The organism is Desulfosalsimonas sp., from assembly GCF_055149105.1.
The window spans coordinates 47,468-74,135 of record NZ_JBSRLA010000009.1 but is presented as its reverse complement, the minus strand read 5'-3'; the positions used below and the strand labels follow the sequence as shown (position 1 = coordinate 74,135).

General features: G+C 56.8%; 25 protein-coding genes. 5 read left to right on the top strand and 20 right to left on the bottom strand.

Features of this window, described 5'->3' with window-relative positions; translation table 11 throughout:
• The first annotated feature begins 393 nt into the window (after positions 1-393).
• Positions 394-783 carry a hypothetical protein gene (locus ACTCIA_RS03695; protein WP_463000455.1) on the top strand — a complete coding sequence of 130 codons (390 nt, stop codon included), beginning with the start codon at positions 394-396 and terminating at the stop codon, positions 781-783.
• A gap of 9 nt (positions 784-792) precedes the next feature.
• Here ACTCIA_RS03695 and ACTCIA_RS03690 read toward each other — a convergent pair whose 3' ends face one another.
• From ACTCIA_RS03690 to ACTCIA_RS03625, 14 genes are all read right to left on the bottom strand, one after another.
• The gene (locus tag ACTCIA_RS03690; protein WP_463000454.1) at positions 793-1,506 is read right to left on the bottom strand and encodes an ABC transporter ATP-binding protein; all 714 of its coding nucleotides are present in this window, start codon (positions 1,504-1,506) and stop codon (positions 793-795) included.
• Between the two features lie 20 nt (positions 1,507-1,526).
• Positions 1,527-2,297 carry an ABC transporter ATP-binding protein gene (locus tag ACTCIA_RS03685; protein WP_463000453.1) on the bottom strand — a complete coding sequence of 257 codons (771 nt, stop codon included), beginning with the start codon at positions 2,295-2,297 and terminating at the stop codon, positions 1,527-1,529.
• Complete coding sequence (locus ACTCIA_RS03680; protein WP_463000452.1) at positions 2,294-3,274, bottom strand: branched-chain amino acid ABC transporter permease; 981 nt, start codon at positions 3,272-3,274, stop codon at positions 2,294-2,296. Before ACTCIA_RS03680 ends, ACTCIA_RS03685 begins: the two co-directional genes overlap by 4 nt.
• Positions 3,271-4,176 carry a branched-chain amino acid ABC transporter permease gene (locus ACTCIA_RS03675; protein WP_463000451.1) on the bottom strand — a complete coding sequence of 302 codons (906 nt, stop codon included), beginning with the start codon at positions 4,174-4,176 and terminating at the stop codon, positions 3,271-3,273. Before ACTCIA_RS03675 ends, ACTCIA_RS03680 begins: the two co-directional genes overlap by 4 nt.
• A 7-nt stretch (positions 4,177-4,183) precedes the next feature.
• A complete protein-coding gene (locus ACTCIA_RS03670) occupies positions 4,184-5,308 on the bottom strand; it encodes a branched-chain amino acid ABC transporter substrate-binding protein (protein WP_463000450.1) in 1,125 nt (374 codons plus the stop codon).
• Positions 5,309-5,405: 97 nt separating this feature from the next.
• Positions 5,406-6,302 (bottom strand): DMT family transporter, encoded by an 897-nt coding sequence (locus ACTCIA_RS03665; protein ID WP_463000449.1) that lies wholly within the window; start codon positions 6,300-6,302, stop codon positions 5,406-5,408.
• A gap of 378 nt (positions 6,303-6,680) precedes the next feature.
• Entirely contained in the window at positions 6,681-7,544 is an 864-nt protein-coding gene (locus ACTCIA_RS03660) for an ATP-binding protein (protein WP_463000448.1), read from the bottom strand.
• Complete coding sequence (locus tag ACTCIA_RS03655; RefSeq protein WP_463000447.1) at positions 7,541-8,389, bottom strand: ATP-binding protein; 849 nt, start codon at positions 8,387-8,389, stop codon at positions 7,541-7,543. Before ACTCIA_RS03655 ends, ACTCIA_RS03660 begins: the two co-directional genes overlap by 4 nt.
• A 17-nt stretch (positions 8,390-8,406) precedes the next feature.
• A complete protein-coding gene (locus ACTCIA_RS03650) occupies positions 8,407-8,775 on the bottom strand; it encodes a NifB/NifX family molybdenum-iron cluster-binding protein (protein ID WP_463000446.1) in 369 nt (122 codons plus the stop codon).
• A gap of 27 nt (positions 8,776-8,802) precedes the next feature.
• Positions 8,803-9,165: a NifB/NifX family molybdenum-iron cluster-binding protein gene (locus ACTCIA_RS03645; protein ID WP_463000445.1), complete on the bottom strand. Its 363-nt coding sequence runs from the start codon at positions 9,163-9,165 to the stop codon at positions 8,803-8,805.
• Entirely contained in the window at positions 9,162-9,548 is a 387-nt protein-coding gene (locus ACTCIA_RS03640; protein ID WP_463000444.1) for a NifB/NifX family molybdenum-iron cluster-binding protein, read from the bottom strand. Before ACTCIA_RS03640 ends, ACTCIA_RS03645 begins: the two co-directional genes overlap by 4 nt.
• A gap of 171 nt (positions 9,549-9,719) precedes the next feature.
• On the bottom strand, positions 9,720-11,099 hold the full coding sequence (locus tag ACTCIA_RS03635; protein WP_463000443.1) for a sigma-54 interaction domain-containing protein: 1,380 nt from the start codon (positions 11,097-11,099) through the stop codon (positions 9,720-9,722).
• 275 nt (positions 11,100-11,374) lie between these two features.
• Positions 11,375-13,393: an acetyl-CoA carboxylase biotin carboxylase subunit gene (locus tag ACTCIA_RS03630; protein WP_463000442.1), complete on the bottom strand. Its 2,019-nt coding sequence runs from the start codon at positions 13,391-13,393 to the stop codon at positions 11,375-11,377.
• Between the two features lie 8 nt (positions 13,394-13,401).
• Positions 13,402-14,955: an acyl-CoA carboxylase subunit beta gene (locus ACTCIA_RS03625; protein WP_463000441.1), complete on the bottom strand. Its 1,554-nt coding sequence runs from the start codon at positions 14,953-14,955 to the stop codon at positions 13,402-13,404.
• A gap of 230 nt (positions 14,956-15,185) precedes the next feature.
• On the opposite strand from ACTCIA_RS03625, the gene hisF reads away from it, so the two are divergent.
• From hisF to ACTCIA_RS03610, 3 genes are read left to right on the top strand one after another with little or no spacing between them, the layout of a single operon-like run.
• Positions 15,186-16,769, top strand: coding sequence for an imidazole glycerol phosphate synthase subunit HisF (hisF, locus tag ACTCIA_RS03620; RefSeq protein ID WP_463000440.1), 1,584 nt, complete (start codon positions 15,186-15,188; stop codon positions 16,767-16,769).
• Positions 16,766-18,391 (top strand): DUF4139 domain-containing protein, encoded by a 1,626-nt coding sequence (locus ACTCIA_RS03615; protein ID WP_463000439.1) that lies wholly within the window; start codon positions 16,766-16,768, stop codon positions 18,389-18,391. The genes hisF and ACTCIA_RS03615 overlap by 4 nt, the downstream gene beginning before the upstream one ends.
• A complete protein-coding gene (locus ACTCIA_RS03610; RefSeq protein WP_463000438.1) occupies positions 18,391-19,707 on the top strand; it encodes a class II D-tagatose-bisphosphate aldolase non-catalytic subunit in 1,317 nt (438 codons plus the stop codon). Before ACTCIA_RS03615 ends, ACTCIA_RS03610 begins: the two co-directional genes overlap by 1 nt.
• On the opposite strand, the gene ACTCIA_RS03605 is transcribed toward ACTCIA_RS03610, so the two are convergent.
• Positions 19,692-20,564 (bottom strand): DUF1207 domain-containing protein, encoded by an 873-nt coding sequence (locus tag ACTCIA_RS03605; RefSeq protein WP_463000437.1) that lies wholly within the window; start codon positions 20,562-20,564, stop codon positions 19,692-19,694. The two genes, ACTCIA_RS03610 and ACTCIA_RS03605, sit on opposite strands and share 16 nt — an antisense overlap.
• A 201-nt stretch (positions 20,565-20,765) precedes the next feature.
• Positions 20,766-20,966 (bottom strand): cold-shock protein, encoded by a 201-nt coding sequence (locus ACTCIA_RS03600; protein ID WP_181552158.1) that lies wholly within the window; start codon positions 20,964-20,966, stop codon positions 20,766-20,768.
• A gap of 317 nt (positions 20,967-21,283) precedes the next feature.
• On the opposite strand from ACTCIA_RS03600, the gene ACTCIA_RS03595 reads away from it, so the two are divergent.
• Positions 21,284-23,137, top strand: a complete 1,854-nt coding sequence (locus ACTCIA_RS03595) for an acyl-CoA dehydrogenase (RefSeq protein ID WP_463000436.1) — start codon at positions 21,284-21,286, stop codon at positions 23,135-23,137.
• A 372-nt stretch (positions 23,138-23,509) separates the two neighbouring features.
• On the opposite strand, the gene ACTCIA_RS03590 is transcribed toward ACTCIA_RS03595, so the two are convergent.
• The 4 genes from ACTCIA_RS03590 to ACTCIA_RS03575 are packed head-to-tail and all read right to left on the bottom strand — an operon-like array spanning position 23,510 to position 26,571.
• On the bottom strand, positions 23,510-23,923 hold the full coding sequence (locus ACTCIA_RS03590) for a Zn-ribbon domain-containing OB-fold protein (RefSeq protein WP_463000435.1): 414 nt from the start codon (positions 23,921-23,923) through the stop codon (positions 23,510-23,512).
• Between the two features lie 26 nt (positions 23,924-23,949).
• Complete coding sequence (locus ACTCIA_RS03585) at positions 23,950-25,131, bottom strand: thiolase C-terminal domain-containing protein (RefSeq protein WP_463000434.1); 1,182 nt, start codon at positions 25,129-25,131, stop codon at positions 23,950-23,952.
• Between the two features lie 34 nt (positions 25,132-25,165).
• Positions 25,166-25,933, bottom strand: a complete 768-nt coding sequence (locus ACTCIA_RS03580) for a 3-hydroxyacyl-CoA dehydrogenase (protein WP_463000433.1) — start codon at positions 25,931-25,933, stop codon at positions 25,166-25,168.
• A 23-nt stretch (positions 25,934-25,956) separates the two neighbouring features.
• Positions 25,957-26,571: a TetR/AcrR family transcriptional regulator gene (locus ACTCIA_RS03575; protein ID WP_463000432.1), complete on the bottom strand. Its 615-nt coding sequence runs from the start codon at positions 26,569-26,571 to the stop codon at positions 25,957-25,959.
• Positions 26,572-26,668: the final 97 nt, after the last annotated feature.

The following is a 26,668-nucleotide window of genomic DNA, read 5'->3' as shown; positions in this document are numbered from 1 at the left end:
CCGCTTGCGCGCTCAATGCGACTCGCAAACCACCCCCGGGCCGGCATCATGGCCGACTGTGTGCAAAGTTTTACACCAAGGGAGTCGGAAGGAACACATCCAAGTCTTAAAAAGCGTTGTTTTCATGCCCGGTCCCGTGGGCTGTGGCCCGGCAAGAACACTCCCAAGGAAGTCCAAGGGCGGGGTCGGTTTGTAAGCGACATTGAGCGTTTTTGCGTAAAACTTTCAAACTGTTTGAGGAAGACAGGGCGAGTTTGTAAATTTTAACCAAAGGCATTTGATGAATTCGCAAAAACGGTCAGGAGCGAAAAAACTGACCCCGGCCGCAGGGCTTCCTTCCTGCAAAAATGCCAAGCAGCATAAAAAATCGCTGCAGTCAATGAGGAAGCAAAAATGAAAAATCTGTTTATATATTTTACCGCAGGCTGCATCGGGGCTGTGGCAAACAGCCTTGTGGTGTGGTTTTTCGGAGATATTGGAATCACAAGAGCCGCCGGGGTGGCCATTGCTCCGGCACTGAGTGCCCAGTGGCTTTACGGCCGCATTGTCTGGGGCGGGATATGGGGCCTGGTGTTTGTTCTTCCCCTGTTTCGGTCCAACCTGGTGTTAAAGGGCAGCCTGCTGAGCCTGCTGCCCTCCATTGTTCAGCTGCTGGTGATTTTTCCGGATGCGGGAAAGGGCATGGGAGGCATGGCGCTGGGCACCCTGACGCCGGTATTTGTGCTGTTTTTCAATTGGGTCTGGGGGGTTGTTGCGGCTGCAGCCATCAAGATCGCCCGGTAAACCCATTTATCACAGGTCCCCGGCGCCCAGATAGGCCTGCACCACATCGGGGTTTTCCAGCAGGGCTGCGGCGGAATCGGCCATGACAATATGGCCAACTTCCATGACATAGCCCCGGGTGGCCAGTTTCAGGGCGACCCGGGCGTTTTGCTCCACCAGCACCACCGTGACCCCGGCCTCGTTGATCTGGCGGATGGTTTGAAAAATCTGGCGAACCAGTACCGGTGCCAGGCCCAGGCTGGGTTCGTCGAGCAAAAGCAGCCTTGGATTGGACATCAACGCCCGGCCAATGGCCAGCATCTGCTGCTCTCCGCCCGAAAGGGTGCCGGCCAGCTGGTCCCGGCGTTCGGCCAGCCGCGGAAACAGTTCCAGGATCCAGTCCAGGCTTTTTTTGATCCGCTGCTGGTTTTTGGAGGTAAATGCTCCGAGATCCAGGTTTTCCTGAACCGTGAGCGTGCCGAATATCCGGCGGCCCTCGGGTGCCTGGGTGATTTTTCTGGACACGATTTTAAATGCGGGCAGTTTGTGGATGGGTTCGCCGTCAAAATGGATTTCTCCGGCGGTGGGACGCACAAGCCCGCAGATGGTATTTAAAGTGGTGGATTTGCCTGCCCCGTTGGCTCCCAGCAGCGTGACGATTTCCCCCTGGTTCACGGAAAGCTCAATGCCGTGGAGGACTTGCACGTTACCGTAGGAGACATGCAGGTTTTTGACTTCCAGCATAAGGTCCCTTGCCGATTGGTTTAAAAGTCTTCGTCGTCGCTGCCCAGGTAGGCTTCGATCACCAGGGGGTTTTTCTTGATTTCCCCGGGCGGGCCCTCGGCGATTTTTTTGCCGTACTCCAGCACCACCAGGTGCTCGCATGCCTTCATCACCAGACTCATGTCGTGCTCAATCAAAAGCACGGTGATGCCCCGGGCCTGGATGCGGGCAATCAGGGAAACCAGGGCGGCGGTTTCCAGCTCGTTCATGCCGCCGGCCGGTTCGTCCAGGATGATCAGCTTCGGATCCGAGGCAAGCGCCCGGCCGATTTCCAGAAGCCGCTGGTTGCCGTAGGAAAGATTGCGGGCAAGGTTTTCGGCCTGGTCAAAAAGGCCAACGAACTCCAGTTCTGCCATGGACTTGGCCAGGGCCTGGCGCTCTTCTTTGTGCTGGTGCGGCAGCCGAAGCATGGAAGCCACCGGCCCTGAGCACATCCGGCAGTGGCATCCGGCCAGCACGTTTTCAACCACTGACATGTTGGCAAACAGCCGGATGGTTTGAAAGGTCCGGGCAATGCCCGCGGCCACGATCCGGTGAGTGGGGCGGCCCGTGATGTCCCGGCTGTCAAAGGAGACCGCGCCGCTGTTGGGCTCATAGTTACCGGTAATCAGGTTGAAAACGGTTGTTTTGCCTGCTCCGTTGGGTCCGATGAGCCCGAATACCGCCCCTTGGGGAACTGCAAAGCTGACACTGTCAACCGCCAGCAGTCCGCCGAATCGCTTGGTGAGATTCTCCACCTGAAGCAGGCTCACAGGGACACCTCATTTTTTTCCAGCTTGCCAATGGGATAGCTTCTGGGTTTGGGCGGGAGAATGCCCTGGGGCCGGAAAATCATCATGATCATCAACGCCAGGCCGAAGATCAGCAGTCGGTATTGCTGTAGTCCCTGGAAAATTTCCGGCAGCCCGATGATCAGTGCCGCACCCAGCAGTACGCCGGCAATATTGCCGGAACCGCCAAGGATCACGATCATAAACATCACCACTGATTCCCAGAAGGAAAAGGACTCCGGAGAGATAAATCCCATCTTGGAGGCATACAGGGTGCCGGTCATGCCGGCCCAGACCGCGCCGATGACAAAAGCGGCCAGTTTGTATCCGGCAGTGTTGATGCCCGAGCCTTCGGCGGCCACTTCATCAGAGCACAAAAATTTCAGCGCCCGGCCGAAGCGCGAATTTTCCAGCAGATAGAACAACACGATGGTAATGGCCAGAAAAGCGGTGACCAGGTAAAAATAATGGGCCGGGGCTACGATCCCGTTGATTTGAAATCCGAAAATAGTGGGACTGGAGATTCCGAAAATTCCGTTGGCCCCGCCGGTGATGCCAAATACGTTGTTGATCAGGGCAATGCGCACGATTTCCACCATGCCGATGGTGACAATCAGCAGATAATCGCCCCGCAGGTGGATAATGGGGCGCGCCACCACCAGGGCAAAAAGTCCTGCCGCCAGTCCGGCAAGGGGCATGAGCCACAAAACCGGCACTCCCCATGCGGTGTTGATAATGGCGGTGGTGTATGCCCCAATGGCGTAAAAGGCGGCATGTCCCATGTGAAACATCCCGCCGTAGCCCAGGATAATGTTTAATGACAGGCCCAGCAGGGCATAGATGGCCACGTTGTTTAACACGTCGGTCCAGTATTTGCCGATAAACAGCGGAGCGATCAGCCACAGCAGAATAATGACCGCATATGCGGGTTTTTTGATTTGGCCGGCTGCATGTTTCATATTTTTTCCGCCACCCGTTCACCCAGCAGCCCTGTGGGCCGGACGATTAAAATCAAAATCAGCACGAAAAAGGCAATGGCGTCTTTCCATGCCATGGAGATATAGGTGGCGCCGAGCGCCTCGATCACACCCAGCAGCAGGCCGCCCACCATGGCCCCGGGAATGTTTCCGATGCCCCCGAGAATAGCTGCGGTAAAGGCTTTTAAGCCGTAGATCCATCCCATGGTAAATGTGATCTGGCCGTAGTAAAGCCCGACCATCACGCCGGCGGCCCCGCCCAGGGCCGGGCCGATGAAAAACACCAGCATGATCACCCGGTCCACGTTAATGCCCATGAGCCGGGCCGCATCCTGGTCAATGGCCGCAGCCCGTATGGCTGTGCCGATTTTGGTGCGCTGGATAAACACGTAGAGCCCGATCATCAGGGCAATGGATGCGCCCAGAATCACAAAGCGCATCACCGGCACGGGCAGACCGAAAATGTAAAAAACCTGGCCGGGCAGCAGTCCCTGGGGATAAACCCGGGTGGAGGGGCCGTAAACCAGCATGATGGTGTTTGAAAGCACTATGGAGGCGCCCAGGGCCGATACCACGGCAGACAGGCGCGGAGAGGTACGAAGGGGCTTGTATGCGGCCCGGTCCAGCAGAATGCCGATGATGCCCACAAGCCCCATGGCCATTACCGCCAGCAAAATAACCCCGGCAATACCCCCGATGTGGTCGGTCAGTGCCAGGGAGGTGAGCAGGGTCAGGCCGAGGTAGGCACCGATGGTAAACAGGTCGCCGTGGGCGAAATTAATGAGCTTTAACACCCCGTAGACCATGGTGTAGCCCAGGGCAATCAGGGCGTAGATGCCGCCCACGGCCAACCCGTTTGTCAGCTGTGTGAAAAATTGCTCCAATGCCGGGTTACTCCATGAGCACGAAGTTGCCGTCGGCGTCCACCCGGTAGACCCGGTAGACATCGCCGATGCGGTCGCCTTTTTCGTTAAAGGCGATATCGCCGGTCAGCCCGGGAAAGCCTTCCATTTCATCGTGGAGGTAATCGGCCATTTTTTGGGTATCAGTGCTTTGGGTCTGTTTGATGGCCTCAACGATGACCCGGAATCCGTCTCCGGCCAGCACCGCCCAGATGGAACCCGGGGTGGTTTGGTATCTGGCTTTATAGGCATCCAGAAATTCCCGGGCCTCTTTGGTGGGCAGATCCCCGGGCACGGGCGGGGACAGAAAACGAAAACCCTCTGCCGCCTTGTTGCCGGCAATTTTGACAAGATCCGGGTTGTTGGTGGCATCGCCGCCGATAAAGGGCACATCCCAGCCTTTTTCCATTTTCTGGCGAAGCATGAGCCCGGCTTCCGGGTAATAACCGGTAAAAAAGACCACGTCCGGGTCCTTGGTTTTCATTTTGCTCAAAATGGTACCATAATCCTGTTCACCCGGTGTCAGGGCGTCAAAGAACACAATGTTGACATCTTTTTTATCCAGCAGTTTTTTGGCCTCGTCTGCCAGGCCCTTGGCGTAGGTGGTGTTGTCGTGGAGAATGGCGATGTTTTCATAACCCGAATCCAGAAGGGTTTTGACCGCCACCCGTCCCTGTTCGTCATCGCGCGGGCAGGTACGGAAAAAATAAGGCAGGCCCTTTTCCGTCAGGCGTACGGCAGTGGATCCGTTTGCCACCTGGATGATGTTGGCCGAGGCGTAAATGTTCTGGGAAGCTTCGGTAATCGATGATCCATAGGTGCCGACCACAGCAGCCACGTCCCGGGTGGCCATGCGCTGGGCGGCCAGGGCGGCAGTGCGCGGATCTCCGCCGTCATCACCAATGACCACCTTCACCTCTTTTCCCAGCAGGCCGCCCTGGTTGTTGACCTGGTCGGCCAGCAGTTCCACGATTTGTTTCATGTCCTTGCCCTCGGCTGCCCAGGAGCCGGTCAGGGGGCACATGAGTCCGATTTTAATGGTGTCCTGGGCCAGCGCCGGGGCGGTGGTTGCGGCCACAATGCCGGCCAGCAGTAAAAACAGCAGTTTTTTCATCTCCCGTTTCTCCTTTTGTCAATGGTCTGGTTTTTTTATCATTGGGTCATAAAACTGCAATAGCTGTTCATACCGAACCCGGGGCCGTGAGTCAATATCAATGAGCGGTTTTCGGCGCAGATGTCCGCTGCAGCAGGCTGCCGGCTACAATCAGCACCAGTCCGGCAATCGTGGATATTCGAATCATTTCACCCACCAGCAGGTGGATAAAGACCAGGGAAAGAAACGGCGAAAAAAAGATGAGAGTGCTGATCCGTGAGGTGCTTTGGGTTCGTTTCAAGGCGTTTAACCACAGCACAAAGGTAATGCCCATCTCAAATACGCCCACATATGCCGCTCCGATCAGTCCGGGAACCGAAGTTGGCCATGGATCGGAAAAAATGGTGCAGGTCACCAGGATAAGGGGCAGGGCAAAAACGAAATTTAAAAAAAGCCCGGTCACCGGATCATGGTGGTCCCGGGTGCTGCAAATCCAGTACAGGGCCCAGACCACGGTGCTGCCCAGGGCCAGGGTCACGCCCGGGCCATTTGAAAATTGCATTGCCAGGGGATCGCCCCGGGTGGAGATGATAATTACGCCCAGGTAGCTGATGAAAATGGCCGCCAGTTCCCGGGCGCCGATGGGCTGTTTGAGCAGGGGGATGGCCAGAAGCGACAGGGTGATGGCCCATGTGTAGTTTAAGGGCTGGGCCTCCTGGGCCGGCAGCAGATCATAGGCGGCAAACAGGATCACGTAGTACAAAAACGGGTTCAGCGCCCCGAGACCTGCGGCCCGCCAAAGGTCTTTTTTTGAATAGGCCGCCAGCAGGCGGAATCTGCCGGAAAACCCCAGCACGGCCCCCAGGCACAAAATGGAGAACACATCAGCCCAAAGCAGCAGCTGCAGGGGGTGGAGATGGCGCAAAGACAGCTTGAACGCAGAGGCCACCGTGGACCACAGCAAAACCGTGGCCCCGGCATAGACATAGGCTTTCTGCTGCCGGGTGAGGGGCAATCTATTTCCTTGAGCATAACAAGTGAATTCGGGGCTGACGCGCATCAGGCTCTGTGAAAACGGTCAGGAGCGCAACAACTGACCCCCGCCGCAGGCTTGTCTTCTGACAAACATGATGGCACCGTAAAAAGTCCAATATCTGCGTTACGCGCGATTTCTCAGAATTTCACGTACTGATAAGTACGCTGCATTCTTCGAAATCGCGCAATCCTTGATCTTGAACTTTTTACGGCGCCATCTGAAAATCGACTTTTTACGAGCGCGTTAAACATGAACCGACGTAAAAAGCTTTTTACATAAAACAAAAACCGGAAACAAGCATTTTTCAAATGCCTGTTTCCGGCAGAACTCCAAAATCCCAGGTTTTGACCCGGTTTTTTAGGCCATGTGTTTGTCCACTTCCGCCCAGACTTCGCGCACGGCCTGGCAGGCCGGGGCCTTGTCGTCATGTTCAAACAGGGTCCGGGCCTGGACCATGGATTTGGTCATGGCCGGATCAAAGGGGATCTGGCCCACGCAGGGCACTTGATTGTCTTTGGCGTATTGCCGGATTTCCCGGGAAATGGACTCATTTAAATCATACTTGTTGATACAAAGCATTGCCGGCACGGAAAAGTGACGGGCCAGTTCCACCACCCGCTGCATGTCATGGCGGCCTGACAGGCTGGGTTCGGTGACAATCAATACCCCGGCTGCCCCGCCGATGGCGGCAATAACCGGACAGCCCATTCCGGGTGGTCCATCTGTGAGCACCAGCTCACAGCCTTCTGTTTCGGCAATCTGCGCTGCCTTCTTGCGTACCAGGCTGACCAGCTTGCCGGAATTTTCCTCGGCAATGCCCAGGCGCGCGTGGACCATGGTGCCGTAGCGGGTGTCGGATATGTACCAGTTGCCGGAATGGTTTTCCGGAAAATCAATGGCCTTGTCCTCGCAGAAATAATAGCAGACTCCGCAGCCCTCGCAGGATACGGGATCGACTACAAAATCCGCGCTTATGGCATTAAAGCGGCACAATTCCAGACATTTGCCGCATTCGGTGCACCGCTCTTTGACGATGGATGCCGTGTGCCCGGCCATAAATTCCTGGCTTTCCCTGATTTTCGGCGACAGGATCAGGTGCAGGTCGGCTGCATCCACGTCTGCGTCGCAGAGCACGGGCTTTTGGGCCAGCTGGGACAAAGCCGCTGTGATGCTGGTCTTCCCGCTGCCGCCTTTTCCGCTGATGACCACCAGTTCCTTCATTGTTCCCTCCCGGCCGCAAGTTGGCAAATCTTTTCATAGAGCGTGGCAAACCGCTGCCGCCATTGCGGAAAACTTTCCACCAGGGGTTCACCCCGGGAATAGGCCTCTGCAATGCCCCGTTCATAGGGGATCTCCATTAAAACCGGGAGGTTTTCGGCGGCTGCGTAATCTGCCACCCGGTCGTCTCCGATATCCGAGCGGTTGATGATCACGCCGCAGGGAATTTTAAGAATTTTCATGGTTTCCACGGCCAGCTGCAGGTCGTTTAACCCAAAGGGTGTGGGCTCGGTGACCAGGACAACAAAATCCGTGTTCTGGACCGCAGCAATGACCGGGCAGGAAGTGCCCGGCGGGGCGTCGATGACGGCTGTTTTCTCCGGTTTGATGCGGGAACGGATCTGCCGGATTAAGGGAGGTGCCATGGCTTCGCCGATGCGGAGGCGTCCGTGGACAAACTCCAGGTCATTGCAACAACCATGCTCGATAATGCCAATGGTTCTTTTGCCTTCCCCGATCGCCCCTGCCGGGCACACTGCCTGACATCCCCCGCATCCGTGGCAGAGTTCGGGAAATGTCATTACGGTATCGGCAATGGTGATAATGGCGTTGAACCGGCAGATCTCCGCGCACAGCCCGCACATGGTACACTTGTCCTCATCCACTACGGGCACCGGCATAAACACACTTTCTTCCGGCTCCAGTACGGGTTTGAGAAACAGGTGCGCGTTGGGCGCTTCCACGTCACAGTCCATTAATTGTGCTGAATTGCCGATGGCCAGGGCGAGGCTGGTTGCCACGGTTGTCTTTCCGGTTCCGCCCTTGCCGCTTGCCACGCTGATAATCATGGATAAATCCTTTATTTTCAATGCCGGCACTGGTGGCCTTCTTTATCGCCGCCACCGCCGGAGCATGCATTGTCTCCTGTTTCCAGGCAACTTTTGAGATATTGGACCACCAAGACCTCAGGTTCATCCACCGGGGCACCGGTAACCACACGGATGCCGGCCCGGGAAAACAGATCAATGGCCTTGCCGCCCATGCCGCCGGCAAGCACCACATCCACTTGCTGGTCAGCCAGCCACTTGGGCAGCACGCCCGGTTCATGCGGGGGCGGTACCAGGACCTGCTTGTCCTGCACCTGATTGTTTTCCGCTGAAATGAGTGCAAATTCCTGAGCATGGCCGAAGTGCGCCGTAAGTTTGCCGTTTGCCAGAGGAATGGCAAATTTCATATGTATTCTCCTTGTTTGTTGTATGGGTTACATCCAGTGGCCGTTGACATTGGGCCCGGCTGCAGCGGCAAGTCCGCCTTTTTTGTATTGTTCCACCGCTTGCTTGACACTGCCTGAAAGGCCCGTGATAACCGGGATTTTGGCCTGTTCCAGAACGGCATACGCCTTTGGTCCGCAATTGCCCGTCAGCACCGCGTCCACGCCCTGGTCGGCAACGGTTTTGGCTGCCTGAATGCCGGCGCCCTGGGTTGCATTGAGATTCTGGGTGTTTTCGACCACCTTGAAAGAAAGGTCTTCCGGGTTCACGACAATAAAGCAGGCCGCGCGGCCAAATCGTGCGTCCAGATCTGAGTCCAGTGTTTTGCCTGTTGCAGAAACCGCGATTTTCATTTTTGTCTCTTTCCTTTTCGGTTTTTGGCGCGTCTCCGGTTGCGTCCGGAAAAGCAACCCGGCATGCTCATCTCGGCACTGGGAAGGGCGCCCCGGATATAGGCATCAACAACCTCTTGAATATCGCCGGCAATGAAATCATGCCGCCGGATTCCGTAAGAATCCAGGATAGCGGCCATTTGACGGGAAACCGCCCCGCAGAGCAGGATGCCGACTTCCATGTCAAGCAGCCGCTGCACCTTGTGCACGGGGTGATCGTTTGCAAAATGCACGATAACGCAATTGATCACCCGGCCGTCTTCCACATCCATGATCTGCAATTGCCGGGATACATCAAATACCGGGGATATCCTGCCGTTCCATACTGCCAGGGCAACCTTCATTGCCGTTTCACCTCCAGTCTTTTGAGACTGAAGCATAATGCATGCCATTTGCGCCGATTAATAAAATAGTATTTTAATCCGGATTGTTATCCAATGGTGCGGATAAATCCGGATCCCTTTTGGGCTGCAGTCGTGCGGTTGTATTCAATTACGGTGTTGCAGTTTTGCAATTTATTCCATCATTCGATTGCGCCCGTCGTATTCGGGAAATTCAATGCCCAGGGATTTCATTTTCCGAAACAGGGTGGTTTTGTGAATACCCAAACTGCGCGCTGTTTTCAGCCTGTTGTAGCCGTTTTCCCGCATGGCTTCCCGAATCAGCTGGGCCTCGAAGGCATTGACCGCATCCTGGAAGTTTGCTGCCGTGCTGCCCGAGGATTTGATTCCGCCTCCACCCTCCGGCAGGTGCCGGGGTTCGATCCATCCGTTTTCGCATAGCACGAATGCATGCTCGATACGGTTTTCCAGCTCCCGGATGTTTCCCGGGTAATCATGGGTCATGAGCAGGGCCATGGCTTCGCCGGTCACGCCCTTGACGGCCTTGGCCTGAATCCGGTTGAACCGCTCGATAAAGTGATTGACCAGCACCGGGATGTCTTCCTTGCGCTTTCGCAGCGGCGGAATGTCGATTTTGATCACGTTGATCCGGTAAAACAGGTCCTGCCGGAACTCTCCGGCTTCCACCATTTTTTCCAGGTCCCGGTGGGTGGCGGCAATCACCCGAACGTCCACGTCTATGGGCCCGGTGCCGCCCAGGGGTTCCACCTGTTTTTCCTGCAGCACCCGCAGCAGGCGCACCTGGAGGGCCGGGCTGATATCGCCGATTTCATCAAGAAAAAGCGTGCCCCCGTGGGCCCGGGCAAACCGGCCGGGCTTGTCCTGGTTGGCGCCCGTAAACGCGCCGGCCTTATAGCCGAACAATTCCGACTCCAGCAGCGTATCCGGCAGGGCCCCGCAGTTGACCGCCATAAAAGGCCCCTTGTTTCTGGGGCTTAGTCCGTGGATGGCACGGGCCAGCAGCTCCTTGCCCGTCCCGGTCTCCCCGCGGAGCAAAACCGTGCTCGTGGATGCCGCCACCTGGGCTGCCAGTTCAAATATCTGCTGCATGTCCGGGCTCCGGCTCACCATGTCACCGAGTTGGTATCTGCCGGAAAGTTCCTTGCGCAAAGCTTCGACCAGGCTCAGATCCCGGAAGGTCTCAGCGCCTCCGATGATTCTGCCCGAGCCATCCCTTAGCAGGGCCGTGGAAACACTGACAGGAATGCGGGAGCCTTCTGCATCCACAATGAATCCGGAGCGGTTGACTTCCGGTTCTCCGGTTTTCAGAGTGCGCTTCATGGCACAGTCCACCTCGCACATGCTGGCGCGAAACACCTCATGGCAGGGTTTGCCAATGGCTTCCTGTCGGGAAATCCCGGTAATTTCCTCCGCGGCCCGGTTAAATTCCGAAATCCGCCAGTTTTCATCAATGGTAAACACCCCGTCAGAAATGCTGTCAAGGATGGCTGCCGCGGATTCCGGGGAAATCTGCCGTGTTGTTTCCGTATCCATATTTTTTGTATGAATCTGAGAATAAAGTGTTCTGGCTGCAGTCATCATCGGATACCAGTGCCTTGGGTCGATTTGAAAAATTTCTCTTAAATGAGCATTGTCTCATTTGGTATATGAGAATATGCTCATAATTTTCAAAAATGCAACCCTTAATTTTTAAAAAAGTGCAAGCAACCGGCTGAGAAAGTCAGCAAAAGGAAAAAAAGGCCGGGGACGCGGTTGTGTTCCGCGCCCCGGCAGGGAAGCTTGGGGCGGAATTGTGAAGCGTTTTTCTTTTAGGCCGGTTCTTTGGCAAATGTGACCAAAATGTCGCCGGATTCCACGGTCTGCTGTTTTTTTACCCGGACCTCGTCGACAATGCCGTCTCTGGGAGAGGCCACGCCGCTTTCCATTTTCATGGATTCCAGGATGGCCACCTCCTGGCCCTTGTAGACCCGCTCGCCCGGCTTGACCCGGACTTCGACCACCTGGCCCGGCATGGGGCACCGGATGACATTTTCAGAGACCCGCTTGATCGGGCTGGGCATGTGCGTGGCCAGTTCCCATTCCCGGGGCGTGTAGATTTCGAAAATCCGGTTGACCCCGCAGTAGGACCCGGCGATGAAGTTTCCGGCAAACCGGATGATAAACCGGTGAACCAGGCCGTTTATGGTCAGCTTCAGGCGGCGGCGGTAAAATTCCAGGGGCGGGTGGGTCACGTCGTAGTCCCGGCCGTTGATGGAAAAGGTCCAGTTGTTTTCCGCGGAATTGAGCCGCAGCCTGACCTCAAAGACGTCATCCCCGCACTTGACCCGGTATTCGTGCTGATCCCGGGGCGGGATGCTGGTGCCGATGGGCGAGACCATGGGTTTTAAGGATTCGCGCATCAATGTGTTTCTGCAATGAAAGATCAGGGTTACGGCCATGGCCAGACGCCGGAGATGCTCTCGGGGCGGCGGCTCCTTTGCCTCGGCGCCGTTAAAGTGCTCTGGGATGAAGTCAGTGGTGAGCTTCCCGTCGGAAAAGGCCTTGAGATTGAGAATCCGGTTGACAAAATCCACGTTTGTGGTCACGCCCTCGATGTGATAGCCGTTTAATGCGCCGATCAGGCGCGTTCTGGCCTGCTCCCGGGTCTTGCCCCAGCAGATGATCTTGGCCAGCAGCGAGTCGTAGAACACGCTGATCAGGCTTCCGGCATGAATCCCGCTGTCCACGCGCACGTGCCGGCCCCGGGGCTCGGCATAACGGGTCACCAGACCCGTGGCCGGGAAAAAGGCCTTGTCCGGGTCCTCGGCGCAAATCCGGGCCTCAATGGCCCAGCCCTTGATCTGCAGGTCTTTCTGGGCCACCTTCAGGGGCTTTCCGGCGGCAATTTCGAGCTGCATTTCCACGAGATCCAGGCCGGTGACCATTTCCGTGACCGGGTGCTCCACCTGCAGGCGGGTGTTCATCTCCAGAAAGAAAAATTCGCCCCGGGCATCCATGACAAATTCCACGGTGCCCGCATTGGTGTAGCCGGCCTGGCGCACCAGGCTGCAGGCCACTTCTCCCATTTTTTCCCGCAGGGCCGCATCCACTCCCGGAGCCGGGGCCTCCTCGATGACCTTCTGGTAGCGGCGCTGAATGGAGCACTCCCGTTCTCCCAGGTACAGGGCGTTTCCAAACCCGTCGGCAATGACCTGGATTTCGATGTGACGGGGCCGGGAAATGTATCGCTCAATGAAAATCCGGTCATCGCCAAAGGCTTTTTGGGCCTCTGCCCGGCTGGCATTCCAGGCCGATTCCAGGGCGTCTTTTTGCTCAACAATGCGCATGCCCTTGCCGCCCCCGCCGCCTGCGGGCTTGAGGATCAGGGGGTAGCCGGTTTCTTCGGCGGCCCGGCAGGCAGCGGCAAAGTCGGCCAGGGGTTCTGTGCCCCCGGGAATAACCGGGACCCCGGCTTTTTCCGCAATGTGTCTGGATGACACCTTGTCGCCCATCTTCTCGATGGCTGCCGCTGAAGGGCCCACAAAGGTGATCCCGACATCCTCGGCCATGCGGGCGAATTTCGGGTTTTCAGATAAAAATCCATATCCGGGATGAATGGCATCGCATTGTTTTTCTTGTGCAATGCCCAGGATTTTTTCCATGTCCAGATAGGATTCCGCGGCGGTGCTGCCGCCGAGAAACACGGCCTCATCGGCTTCCAGTGCATGCAGGCTGCGCATGTCGGGCTCCGAGTAAACCGCTACCGTGGCAATGCCGAGCTTCTTGCAGGTTCTTAAAATGCGAACCGCGATTTCGCCGCGGTTGGCAATCAGGATTTTTTTTAACATCTGCGGCCTCACAAGGGGATATTTCCATGTTTTCGGTCAGGTTTTTCCACTGTTTTGCCTTCCAGAAACTGCAGGGTACGGATCAGCTGATGGCGGGTGTCCCGGGGAAAAATCACATCGTCAATATATCCGCGGCGGGCCGCCAGAAAAGGATTGGCAAACCGCCTGCGGTAATCGGCCATTTTTTCGCTCAGCACGGCCTCGGGATCATCTGCTGCCTGGATTTCCCTTCGATAGATGACCTCTGAGGCGCCCTTGGGGCCCATGACCGCGATTTCCGCCGAAGGCCAGGCGTAGTTGACATCGCAGTGGATGTGCTTGGAGTTCATCACCAGGTAGGCTCCGCCGTAAGACTTGCGAACGATCACTGAAATTCTGGGCACCGTGGCCTCGATAAAGGCATAAAGCAGTTTGGCCCCGTGCCGGATAATGCCGCCGTGCTCCTGTTCCGGGCCGGGCATGAACCCGGGCACGTCCACCAGGCTGATTAAGGGGATGTTAAAGGCGTCACAGAAACGCACAAACCGGGCCGCCTTGGTGGAGGCGTCGCTGTCGAGTACGCCGGCGAGCACCGCGGGCTGGTTGGCCACCAGGCCCACCACCTGGCCGCCCAGACGGCCGAATCCGCAGATGATGTTTTTGGCAAAATCCGGGTGGACCTCCATGAACTCGGCCCCGTCCAGGATACTGTAGATCAGGACATTCATGTCATAGGTCTGCCCGGGATTGGGCGGCACCAGATAATCCAGTGCCGGGTCCGTGCGCTCGGGCGGATCGCTGAAATCCACCAGTGGAGCTTTCTGTTTGTTGTTTGATGGCAGGTAATTCATCAGGCGCCGGACTTCACGCAGACAGAGAATGTCATTGGGCTGGGTGAAATGGGCAACCCCGGATTTGGCGCCGTGGACCCCGGCCCCGCCCAGGTCCTCGGAGGTGATGTCCTGGTGAATGACGGTTTTGACCACGTTGGGGCCGGTGACAAACATGTAGGAGGAATTCTGCACCATGAACACGAAATCGGTCATGGACGGACTGTAGACCGCGCCTCCTGCGCAGGGGCCCATGATGCAGGAAATCTGCGGGACCACACCGCTGGCCTTAACGTTTCGGTAAAAAATTTCGCCGTATGCGGCCAGCGCGTCCACGCCTTCCTGAATCCGGGCGCCGCCCGAGTCGTTTAGACCCACAATGGGGCATCCCACGCGCACGGCAAGATCCATGACCTTGCAGATTTTCTGGGAGTGGGCTTCACCCAGGGAGCCGCCGATGACGGTGAAGTCCTGACTGAACACGCACACTTCCCGGCCCTCCACCGTTCCGTGGCCGGCCACCACCCCGTCGCCCGGATAGGTGCGTTCATCGCCGATGGCGCTTCCCCGTCCGGTTTTGAGCATGTCAAATTCTTCAAAGGAGCCTTCGTCAAGCAGCAGCTCAATGCGCTCCCGGGCGGTGAGCTTGCCCTTGAGATGCTGAACCTCAATGCGCTTTTCGCCCCCGCACTGCAGGGCCTCCTTGCGCAAGGTTTCCAGAGTGGCAATGTTTTCCTGTAGAGCAATATCCATGGTGTTTCCCCCGCAAAAATCCGGTAAAAAGGATAACTGGCTTGTTTTTATAACGATTTATCAGATATCCATATATACTATCAAAAAATATCGTTCAAGACCATTAATAATGCAAGCAACATTGCAGGCAAAAGCAACCGGCTTGATTTTGGCGCACAAGTCGGGTAACCTGAAGCCCGTCAGGATTGAATCTCAGGGGTAACCGGAATCAGGGACGAAAAAGGGATAAAATGATAACACTGCTTGATTATGGCGCCGGAAATGTTCGCAGCGTGGTCAATGCCATTGAAAAATCCGGCCACACCGTGCACATGGCCGCATCCGGTGATGATATCGCCCGGGCGGAAAAACTGGTTTTTCCCGGGGTGGGCAATTTTGGCAAAATGATGCAGGTGCTGGGTGACAAAGGGTTTGTGGAGCCCCTGCTGACCTTTTTGCGCGCGGACAAGCCCTTTTTGGGCATCTGCCTGGGGCTGCACGCCCTTTTTGAAAAAAGCCATGAAGCCCCCGGAATTGCGGGGCTCGGATTTTTCACCGGCGAGGTCCGGCGGTTTGAAACCGAGTTGTCCGTGCCCCACATCGGCTGGAACGGCATTTGCGTGAAAAAGCCGACCCGCCTCTTTGCCGGCCTGGCCGAGGACGAGAAATTCTATTTTGTTCATTCCTATCACGTGGTGCCGCAGAACCCGGATGTTGTGCTGACCCGGACAGACTACGGCCAGTCGTTTGTCAGCAGTGTGGCTGCGGGCAACATCGCCGCCACCCAGTTTCACCCGGAAAAAAGCGGGGCAGCCGGGCTTGCCGTGCTGCGCAATTTCCTTGAACCCGGTCCGGAAGCCGCAATAGAGCTCCGGGACCCGGTTCGGACGCATCTGGCCAAAAGGATCGTGGCCTGCCTGGATGTGCGCGCAGATGACGCCGGGCAGCTGGTGGTCACCAAGGGCGATCATTATGATGTGCGCGAAAACGGGCAGGTCCGGGATCTTGGCGACCCGGTGGACATGGCCCGGGATTATTACGCCCAGGGCGCCGATGAAATCACGTTTTTAAACATCACGGGATTCCGGGATTTTCCCATGCAGGACATGCCCATGCTCGATGTTTTGCGCCGCACATCTGAGCACGTTTTTGTGCCCCTGACCATTGGCGGCGGGATCCGAAGCTATACGGATGCAGACGGCCGCAACTGGTCTTCTCTGGAGGTGGCTGCGCAATATTTCAGATCCGGCGCGGACAAGATTTCCATTGGAAGCGATGCGGTTTATATCGCGGAAGATTATCTCAAAACCGGAAAAAAGACCGGAGAAAGCGCCATCGAACAGATTTCCGAGGTCTACGGCAGCCAGGCCGTGGTGATCTCGGTGGATCCCAGGCGGGTCTATGTCCATGACCCGGCAGACGCCCCGGATAAGGTGGTCATTGAAACCGCGGAGCGCGGGCCCGAGGGTGAACGTTTCTGCTGGTTTCAGTGCACCGTGCGCGGGGGCCGGGAGGGCCGGCCCGTGGATGCCGTCACCCTTGCCCGGGCCTGCCGGGAGCTGGGCGCCGGCGAGATCCTGCTCAATTCCATTGACCGGGACGGCACGGGTGCGGGTTTTGATCTGGAACTGATCAGTGCTGTCTGTGATGCGGTTTCCATACCCGTTATCGCCTCCTCTGGTGCCGGCAGCCCCGAACATTTCCTTGAGGTCTTTACCCGCACAAGCGTGGAAGCCGCCCTTGCAGCCGGCATTTTCCACCGCAAACAGGTGCCTTTGGGGCAGGTGAAACAATATTTGCAAAACAAGGTTGAAATCCGACGGGAGGGAATATGAAAACAATCCGGGCGGCCGTGATGATCACCGGTTTCGTGCTCATTGCCGGTGCTGCGTTTGGCGCGCAGCAGACGGTTTCCACCAAAATCACCAGCACCACGGTTTATTTTGATCAGGCCCGGGTCACCCGCCAGGGGCAAACCCCTGTGGATGCCGGCACCCATCGTTTGCTGGTGGGCGTGGATGCCTTTTCCATGGATCCGGATTCTGTGACGGCCGAAGTCCATGGAGACGGGCAAATTCTGGGCGTTCAGGTAGCACGGATGCCGGTTGCCGACTCACCCAGGAAAAAGATCCGGGAACTGGAAGCCCGTCGCGATGCGCTAAAGGCAAAGCAGCAGGAAGTCAGTGATGAAAAAAACACGCTCAAGCGCCAGGAGGCGTTTCTGGATTCAGTGGCGGAGTTTTCCGCAACCCAGGTACCCCGGGAAATTCAGACGCAGATGCCCTCCCTGGAAGATCTGGACGCCACCCGAAATTTTCTGGAAAATCAGTACACCAATGTTTTTTCCGGGCTTCGAAAGGCCCAGGACAGCCTGGACAAGCTTGAAAAACAGATCCGTCAGGTGAACCGGGAACTGGATATGCTCCGGGACCGGGCCGACAAAACCGCCTCGGCCATTGAAATCCTGTTTGATTCAAAAACCGCCCAGACTGTTGACATTGCCGCCAGGTACGTGGTGAAAAATGCCGGCTGGTCGCCCGTTTACCGGGCTATGGCCGCTGATGCAGCCCAGGGTCTGGATCTTTCCATGATGGCTCAGGTCAGCCAGAAAACAGGCGAGAACTGGGAGGATGTCAATCTTTCGGTCTCCACTGCTCAACCGGTCCAGGGCGGGCGGCTGCCTGAACTTTCGCCCTGGTTTCTTGATGTTCCCCGACCGGTTGCGCGCAAAGCCGACCGGGACGCAGGCGCCCGCATGCAAGAGATGACCATGGGCGCGCATGCCAAAGCACCCGCACCCATGGCCGAGGCGGAAAAGCATGAAACCGCCCTGTCCTTTGAATATGATCTGCCTGTGCCGGTTTCCGTGGCCTCCGGGGAGGATGAAAACCTGCTGCCCCTTTTTACCCGCAGCCTTGAAAGCCGGTTTTATCACCTCGCCGTTCCCCGCCGGGCGCCGGAGGCCTTTCTTGTATGCCGGGCAGAGGCGGATCGTGAACTGCTGGCCGGGCCGGTGCAGGTGTTTTTCGAGGGCCGGTATGCCGGTCGCATGTTTCTGGAACAGCAGCCCGCAGGCCGTCCTTTTGTGCTGGGCATGGGAGCGGACCGATCCGTGGCGGTCCGGCGGGAAAAGCTTCGGGATCATCGCAAGGAGACCCGGTTTTTCGGAAAAATCGAGCGGGACACGGTGGTGCGGGAACTGGAATATCGGATTGTTGCGGAAAACCGAAAGCAAAGACCGGTTACAATCCATGTGCGGGACAGCGTACCGGTTTCCAAAACCGACAGAATAGAGGTAAAAGACGTTTCCTTTTCACCGCAGCCCGACCAAAAGGACTTTGCCGATAAGTCAGGGGTCATGCAGTGGGAAATCGAGCTGGAACCCGGCCGGAGCCGGGAGATTTCCATTTCCTTTACCGTGACCTATCCAAATGACATGCCGCAGCCGGTGTTTTAATGATGATGCAGAACCGACTCACAACCATGGGGCCGCATCAGAGAAGGGGCAGGGCGGAAGGCATCTACTCGGTGTGCTCGTCTCATCCGCGGGTTCTTTTGGCTGCGTTTGCCAGGGCTGCGGCAGACAACAGCGATCTGCTCATCGAGGCCACCTGCAACCAGGTCAACCAGTTTGGCGGCTATGCCGGCATGGCACCGGCGGATTTTACCCGATACATCAGTGCCATGGCAGACCAAATGGGTTTTGACAAAGGGCGGCTGATTATCGGCGGCGATCATTTGGGCCCGCATGTGTGGAAAAACGAGACTGCGGACAGCGCCATGGACAAGGCCGAAACCCTGGTGGCCCATTGCGTGTCCGCGGGTTATGCCAAGATCCATCTGGATGCCAGCATGGCCCTGGGCGATGATCCGGACGGCCCCCTGGCGCCGGAAGTTTCCGCGGCCCGCGCCGCGCGCCTGTGCCGGGCAGCCGAAGCCGCGGCAAAAAAGCTGCCGGCCGGCACTTCCTGGCCGGTGTACGTGGTCGGTGCGGAAGTGCCCACCCCGGGCGGTTCCCTGGCCGAACCCGGGGATGTGCCGGTGACAGATCCCGGGGAACTGGGTCGGTACCTGGACTGCTGCCAAAAGGAGTTTGAACGCCCGGGACTTGAGGATGCCTGGCTGCGGGTCATTGCCGTGGTGGTCCAGCCGGGTGTGGATTTCGGCGGTCTCTGGGTGGCGCCGTACCAGCGGGGGCCGGCTGCGGCCCTGTCCGCCTTCCATGACCGGCTGCCCAATGCCATGACCTATGAAATCCATGCCACGGATTTTCAGCATCCGGATGCGCTTGCGCAGATGGTGCGCGATCATTTCTGCCTGCTCAAGGTGGGGCCGGCTTTGACCTTTTCCCTGCGCGAGGTTTTGTTTGCCCTGGCCTGCATTGAACAGGAGTGGCTCGGCAGCCGCAAAGACGTTGTCCTGTCCGGTCTCCGGGAGGTGCTTTGCAACGAGATGGCGCAGTTTCCCGCGCACTGGTCCGGACACCATCCCGGTTCAGGGCCGGTGCCGGACTGGCAGGTGCGTTTCAGTTACCTGGACCGGGTGCGCTATTACTGGGGCCGGGACCGTCTGCAGGCGGCGGTGCAGCGGCTGGAAAACAACCTGGGCACGGCCATTCCCGAGCCGCTGATTCGACAGTACATGCCCGATTTGTCCCCGGCCGTGGCCGACAAAAACCTGGCCCCGGCGCCGCGGGATCTTGCGGACTGCAAGGTGCGCAATGCTTTGAAACCCTATGCGGGGGCCTGCCGCATGGATCAGAACCCGAAGTAGACCCCGAGGCCGAACGCGTCCATGTCATAGTCGTAAAAGGCCCCGTAAGGGATAAATCCGTCATAGTATTCGGCCAGGACCATGATGTCGCGGTTGCTGTCTGCGGTTTTGAATTTAAGCCCGGCCTTGACGCTTAGGGCAGGAGTCCAGCTTCTTTCCTGGAGGCCCTTGATATCCACCCCGGCCACGGGCACCCCGTGGAAAAGGACCGGGCTGGGGCTTTCATATTCCACACCCGCCTGGTAGCTCCACCGGTCCATGCGGCCCGGGTCCCGCTGGAGCAGGTAGTGGATGCCGCCGTATACGCGCAATGGCTCCCAGTCGTAAGCGGTGATCAGTTCTGCGGCCTCGTAATCAAATCCCGAATATTTGTCCAGGAGGCCGGGATCGTCTGACACGTAATCATCGCCCAGGTGAGAGCTCTGGTGATAGACCCGCAGGCGCAGGGAAGCGTCCCGGTCCCGGTATGTCCACAGCAGGCCGATGCTGTAATCCGAGTTGAGCAGCTCATAGGTGGAGGTGTCCATGTCAAAATGGGAAAACACCCCGCCGCTCATACTGATTTGCCAGGCACGTTCGGGTCCCAGATTTTTGCGGTAGATGCCAAAGGTCTCGCCAAGCCCCACGGCCCCGCCAGTAAAGTCTTTTATCATTTCATTGTCAATGTGTCGGACAGAGCCGAAAAACCGGGGTTCCTTGGGATCGGCCAGGATCGGCTTGAAAATCTCCTCTTTCGGGAAAAGCCCCCCTTCATCCGGGCTTTGGGCCATGGCCGGCGAGGAAACCAGGAAAAACATGACGGCTGCTGTGAGACAGCAAATGAGGCTGCAAGCTGTGGATCTGGTAGCTGTTTTCATGGTCAGGCTCCTGTATGATAAAGATTTCAAAAGTCAAATGCTGTCAAAATACTCCTGCCCAAACATTGTTGTCAAGTCTCGGCCGCAAACACCTGCCATGCAGTTGCCTGCAGTTTGTCCGGTAAAAAATTGCGCGCATAAAAGAAGCGCCCGGGAAAGATCCCGGACGCTTTTTGAATTGCCTGATGGCGCGGGTATAAATTATACCACGGTCACGTCAACGGCTGCCGGGCCTTTCTGCCCCTGCTGAACCGTGAAAGTAACCTTGTCGCCTTCGTTTAGCGATTTGAAACCGGTTGCATTGATCCCGGAATGGTGAACAAAAACATCTGTTCCATCCTCGGTTTCGATAAAACCAAAGCCTTTTTTGTCGCTGAACCATTTGACTGTGCCATTTGCCATAGTGTCATCCTCCTTTTGTGAAAGTTCTCTTGGTCTCCTTCGGATGGCCACTATCGAAATAGCTGTGCTGTTGGAAAGAAACCGACCGGGTAATGATCTCAAGTCATTATAAGATTAAAATGACTATAGACCCGTTTGGGCAAAAGTCAAATAATAAAGCAACTGTTTTCTGTATTTATTTTTTCTTTTTTCCAAAACATTCCCAAACTTCACGTTTACGTTGACTTTTGATAAAAAACATCGTTAAAATGATTTTTTTATCGCTTTTCATTATTCTGAACATCTTTGCAGATCATCACAGGAAAGGATTCAAAAAAATGGCACAGCAGATTGCAGACAAAAGGGACGTGGATTTTGTCCTGTATGAACAGTTTGATGCGGCGTCTTTGACAAAAAACGCCCGCTATCAGGACATGAACAAAAAGATGTTTGACATGGTGGTCAAGGAAGCCCGCAATTTCGCCATCAAGGAGCTTTTGCCGGTAAATGAGGAAGGCGACCGGGTGGGCCTGACCTTTGAAAACAACCAGGTGAGGGTGCCGGAATGCTTTCACCGGCCCTACAAGCTTTTGTGCGACGGCGAGTGGATTGCGTTGAGCGAGGATCCGGAAATCGGCGGCCAGGGCCTGCCGCATTTAATCGCCCAGGCAGCGGCGGAATACATCGTTGGCGCGGATTTCTCCTTTGGCGCGTTCGGCTTTGCCACCCACGGGGCGGCCAAGATGATCGAGGTGTTTGGCACGGACAAGCAGAAGGAAATGTTTCTCTATAACATGTACTCGGGAAAATGGGCCGGCACCATGGTGTTAACCGAGCCCGAGGCCGGCTCTGACGTGGGCAATCTGTCGACCACGGCCAGGAAAAATGACGACGGCACTTATTCGATTTCCGGCAATAAGATTTTTATCACCAACGGTGAGCATGATCTGACCGAAAATATCATCCATCCGGTGCTCGCCCGCATTGAGGGCGCACCGGCGGGCACCAAGGGCATATCCCTGTTTATTGTCCCCAAGATCTGGATCAACGAGGACGGCTCCATGGGCGGGCCAAACGATGTGGTGTGCACTGGCATTGAAAAAAAGCTGGGTCTGCATGCCAGCCCCACCTGCCAGCTGTCGTTCGGCAGCAAGGACAGCTGCCGGGGCTTGCTTTTGGGCGAGGAAAACCGCGGTATGCAGGTGATGTTTCACATGATGAACGAAGCGCGTCTGGGCGTGGGCGCCCTGGGGCTGTTTAATGCCTCCTGCGCCTATCTCTACGCCCTGGACTATTCCCGTCAGCGGCTGCAGGGCCGGGATATGGAGCAGCTGCAGAACAAGGAAGCCCCCCAGGTGCCCATTATCCGGCATCCGGATGTGCGGCGCATGCTCATGTGGATGAAAACCCACACAGAGGGCATGCGCAGTTTTGTCTATTACGTGGCCCATCTTTTTGACAAAATCGAGTGCGCTCAAAACGAGGAGGAAAAGCAGGCATGCCAGGACCTGGTGGATCTTCTGACCCCGGTGATCAAGTCCTATTGCACGGACCGGGGCTTTGAGGCCACGGTCCAGGCCATGCAGTGCTACGGCGGTTACGGCTATACCGAGGATTATCCCATTGAGCGGCTGCTGCGGGATTCCAAGATCAACTCCATCTATGAGGGCACAAACGGCATCCAGGCCATGGATCTTTTGGGCCGCAAGCTGGGCATGAAAAAGGGCGCTGTGTTTATGAGCCTGCTGGGGGAGATGCAGAAAACCACGGCCGCAGCCAGGGATATCCCGGCCCTGGAAGGCCTGGCAAAGGACATGGAGGCCGCGGTCAATGACCTGGGCAATGCAGCCATGCACATGGGCAAGACCGGCACATCATCGGACTTCAAGGTGGCATTCGGCCAGGCCATGCCGTTTCTCGATGTTGTGGGAGACACCATTATGGCATGGATGCTGTTGTGGCGGGCTGTTGTGGCCGCCCCCAGGCTTGAGGAGATCACCGGCGGGGCCGAAGGGGACGCGCGAGCCGAAAAGATCAAAAAGAACAAAAATGCGGCCTTTTATGAAGGCCAGATCCAGTCGGCCGCCTATTATATTGAATCCATCCTGCCCGTGACCGCCGGCCGGATCAAGTCCCTGCAGCGAAACTGCCGCGCCGTGGTGGATATTCCCGAGCCGGCATTTGGCGGGTAAAAAGGATGTTACGCATCTCAAACGAGAACGTTTCAGGAAGGAAGTCCTGCGGTCGGGGTCGGTTTTTTCACTCCTGACCGTTTACGGATTCAGCAAATGCCTTCGCTCAAAATTTCAAAAACTCGGCCTGTCGGCCTCAAACAGTTTGAAATTTTTTAGCTTCGGCCTTTGCTGAATTTTTCCGTAAACGCTCAATGTCGCTTCAAAAACCGACCCCGCCCTTGGACTTCCTTGATGCGCTGTTCCAAAAGGGAAAGGCCGAAAATCCAGGGAAATGCGGACAGATTGCGAAAAATACAAAGGGCTTTTTTGCACGTGAGAGTTCAGGGAGTGCAGCGCAATACAATTATTGGACTTTAGCCCTGGCTTTTTTTAATGGTCAGCAAACCGAAACGCCGGCCTTGCCATGGGCCCGTCGGAGTAGCGGTCTCCGGGATAGACCCGGCAGCCCAGTTCCACCTGCCTGCCGATGAGGCTCAGATCCGCCCGGGACGGGTCCATGTCATAGAGGTTGCCCATGATCCAGGGGCCTTCTTCGAGTTCCACCAGCACCACAATATAGGGTGCTTCACTTTCCCGGCCCTCCGGGGCCACGGTAATGACGGTAAATGTGGTGATTTTGCCCCTGCCCGAGAGCTCCGTGATTTCCAGGTCATAGGCGGTGCAGCTGCGGCAGCTCATCTGGGGCGGGCAGGTCACGGCCCCGCACCTGGGGCAGGAAAGCCCCATGAGCTTGTTTTTCATCAGTGCCTTGTGATATTGCCTGAAGGGAAGCTTGTATTCCATGGCTTTCTCCTTGGTATCGTCTTTTTTTACCAGCCCGTCTGGAGCACCAGATTGGCAATGGTGCCGTCTCCGCCCAGGGTGTCGACCAGCCCGGTTTTGGCCCCGTCCACCTGCCGGCCCGAATCGGCCAGATCCCCCCGCAGCTGGCGAACGATCTCGCAGGCCTGGGATGCGCCCGTGGCGCCGATGGGATGGCCCTTGGCCTTGAGGCCGCCGGAAATGTTGACGGGGATTTTACCGTTGATTTTTGTTTCGCCCTTTTCCCAGAGCTGTCCGGCAGTGCCGTTTTCTGCAAAACCCAGGTTTTCTGCGGCAATGATCGAGGCAATGCTGAAGCAGTCGTGCAGCTCGCATATGTCTATATCTGCCGGGCCTATGCCGGCCATGTCATAGGCCTGTCTTGCCGAAATCTCCCGGGCCCGGAGCCGGGGCAGATAAGGGGCCTGGGCGCTTAACCGGGGCGATGAGGCCTGGCCTGAGCCAGTGATGAAAACGGGTTTGGCGGTCAGTTTTTTGGCGACATCTTCCGAGGCCAGCACCAGGGCCGCGGCCCCGTCGGAAAACGGGCAGCAGTCGAGCAGGCGCAACGGCGAGGCCACCATGAAACCGTTGGATACCTGATCCACTGTGATTTCCTTGTGTTTGAACTGGGCATGGGGGTTTTTGGTGCCGTAAAAATGGGATTGGACCGAAACCAGCGACATCTGCTCGCGCAGCCGCTCCATGGAAACCCCGTAAGTATGGGCGTACAAGTGGGCCAGCAGGGCGAAAAAACCCGGAAATGTAAGGCCTGCGGCAAATTCGTACTTGGCGTCCGTTCCCATGGCAAACGTCCGGGTGGCAAGAGGCGTGCCCATGGCCGTGGCTTTTTCCGTGCCGCCCACCAGCACGATGTCGTAAAAACCCGAGGCCACCCACATGAACGCATCCCGGATGGCCAGGGTGGCCGAGGCGCAGGCCCCTTCAAACCGGGTGGCCGGGATGTTGTGCATGCCCAGTTCATTTGCGATATAGGACTGGATCATGCCCTGGCCCTCGGCAAAATCGCCGAACACGTTTCCGCAGTACAGGGCCTGGATTTTTTCCGGGCCGGTTTCGCACTCGGCCATGGCCTCTGTGGCGGCCTCGCAGAACATTTCAATTTCGGTTTTGGGCGATTCCGCGGCAAAATCCGTGTGCCCGGTGCCCACAACAGCGACTTTTCTCATGGAAAAACCTCCGGTGATGGTAAAAAAACGACAGCTACCGGGCCTGCATGCGCATGGCCGAATCCAGGCGGATGGTTTCGCCGTTTAACACGGGATTGGCCAAAATGGATTCCACCATCAGGGCAAATTCAGCCGGCCGGCCGAATCGCGACGGAAACGGCAGCTGCTTTTCCAGCGACTCCCGTGCCTTTTCCGGCAGGGCGTCAAACATGGGGGTTTCAAACAGGCCCGGGGCAATGGTGACCACCCGGATGCCGTGATCGGCAAACTCCCTGGCCATGGGCAGGGTCATGCCCACGATGCCGGCCTTGGATGCCGAGTAGGCGGCCTGGCCCACCTGGCCTTCATATGCGGCCACAGATGCGGTGTTGATCACCACGCCGCGCTCGCCTTCACTGTTGGGCGTATTTTCCGCCATTTTGGCCGCAGCCAGCCGGGTGACGTTAAACGTGCCCACCAGGTTGACCTGGATGGTTTTGGTGAACTTGTCTAAGGGCATGGGCCCGTTTTTTCCCACCACCTTTGCCGGAATGCCGATGCCTGCACAATTGATCACCCCGTGGACGGCGCCGAAGGCTGCAATTGTTTTGGCAACAGCGTCTTGTGCCGAGGCTTCATCGGCCACATCCGTGCGGCAGTAGATGGCCGCATCCCCGAGTTCTTCGGCCAGTGATGCGCCGGTGTCATCGGCCAGATCAAAGATGGCGGCCCTGCCGCCTTTTGCCGCCAGCGCCCGGACCGTTGCCGCGCCCAGCCCGGAGGCTCCGCCTGTGACAATAAATGCGTTTCCGGAAATCTCCATTTTCATGCCTCCTTGTGATGAATTTATGTGGTTGCAGACTTGTTTGCGATGCCTTTGGCAATGATTTCAAACAAATCGTCTGCATACTGATCTGCGGGAATATGGCCGCCGAAAATCACGCCCGGCAGGCACATGTGCTCGATTCCGCCCAAAATGGCCTGGCGGATGGGATGAGGGTCGATATGCTGTTTGATCTCGCCGTTTCTGACCCCGGTCTGGATGATTTTCAGGATCATTTTGCTGTAATCCTGGACGATTTTGTAGGTTTCGCTTTCATAATAGGCCGGGTAATTTCTGACCTCCAAAAGCAGGATTTTGGCAAATATCCGGTTTTCCGCATAATAATAGAAATGCAGCCGGATCATCAGGCGCAGTTTTTCCAGCGCTCCGCTCCGCCGGTCGATTTCCACCCGGATCTGGTGGACAAACCGTTTGAGGTCATTTGCCAGCACCTGGTGGAGAAGGCCCCGTTTGTCTTTGAAATAGCGATAGATCAGCGCCTCGTTGACCCCCGAGGTGCGGGCGATTTCCGCGGTGGTAATGGAGTTGAAATCCTTTTGCTCCAGCAGAGTGCGAAGGGCGTTTTCAATCTTGATCTGCCCTGGCGGCACCTGCCGGGGAGGTTCCTGTATGTCCATGTCTGCCCGGTTTTAGAGGTGAATGACAAAAATAAAGTAAAACTTACTTACATGCTTTCAGCCAAGTTTTACCCAAACCATCGGGTTTGTCAAGAAG